The following is a 1,010-nucleotide window of genomic DNA, read 5'->3' on the forward strand; positions in this document are numbered from 1 at the left end:
CATCAGGCCTTAGTTCGTGCTCGCTGTGTTGCTGGTGATGAGCGGGTAATGGCTAAATTTGATGCAGTACGCGATGCAATTTTGAGTATGCCAAGAGAGCGCGCCAAGTTGCTTGAAGAAGTCCGAGTGATGAGAGAGAAGATGCATACGGCTGCAGCAGATAAGCTCGGCTCGATCGACATGGCAGAAAAAAATATCAAGCAAGGTCGAGGTGGATTGATTGATATTGAGTTCTTAACGCAGTTCTTGGTATTGGCCAATGCGCATGAGCATCCATCACTAACAGTTTGGTCAGATAATGTGCGCTTGTTGGAGGCACTTTCGTCAACCATTGATGAAAAACTTTCGTATCAAGCTTTGGATGATGCGTATAGAGCCTTACGATCTGCGTTGCACAGAAAAAGTTTGTCAGGTGTTAGTTATCCTGAAGGATTGAAAGAGTTTCCGGTTGAGCGCGATGTGGCGCACGATGCGTTTGTAAAAATCTTCGGTTAATCACCATGTTGATATCAAGGATTTATCTTTCAGCTCAACTTATTCGTAGGCGAAAACGCTTGTCTTTGGTAGAATGCCCAACCTTTTATTTTTATTATTGAAACTCAAGCTAGCTAAGGCGCTAGCCACTGTAAGGAGTGAAGCACGATGTCGATGGCTGATAGAGATGGCCTGATTTGGTTTGACGGAAAAATGGTACCTTGGCGTGATGCTCAGGTGCACGTACTCACGCATACATTGCACTATGGTATGGGTGTGTTTGAAGGCGTCCGTGCTTATGAAACTTCTGAAGGTACAGCGATCTTTAAGCTTCAGGATCACACTGATCGTCTTTTCCGTTCTGCGCACATCATGCACATGGAAATGCCTTATACCAAAGAAGAAATCAATGAAGCGCAGAAAGCTGTTGTTCGCGAGAACAATCTGAAAGAAGCGTATTTGCGTCCAATGGTGTTCTTTGGTTCTGAAGGCATGGGTTTGCGTGCTGATAACTTAAAAGTACACGTGATTGTTGC

1 protein-coding gene and 1 pseudogene are annotated in these 1,010 nt (G+C 44.7%); both read left to right on the forward strand.

Going from position 1 to position 1,010, the window contains the following annotated elements; translation table 11 throughout:
- Positions 1-495, forward strand: a pseudogene (locus tag A3739_RS08805) (bifunctional glutamine synthetase adenylyltransferase/deadenyltransferase); the annotation flags it as partial.
- A 147-nt stretch (positions 496-642) separates the two neighbouring features.
- Positions 643-1,010 (forward strand): aminotransferase class IV (locus A3739_RS08810; RefSeq protein WP_197472221.1); only part of this gene is annotated, 368 nt, incomplete at its 3' end.

It is taken from the genome of Oleiphilus sp. HI0067, from assembly GCF_001635735.1.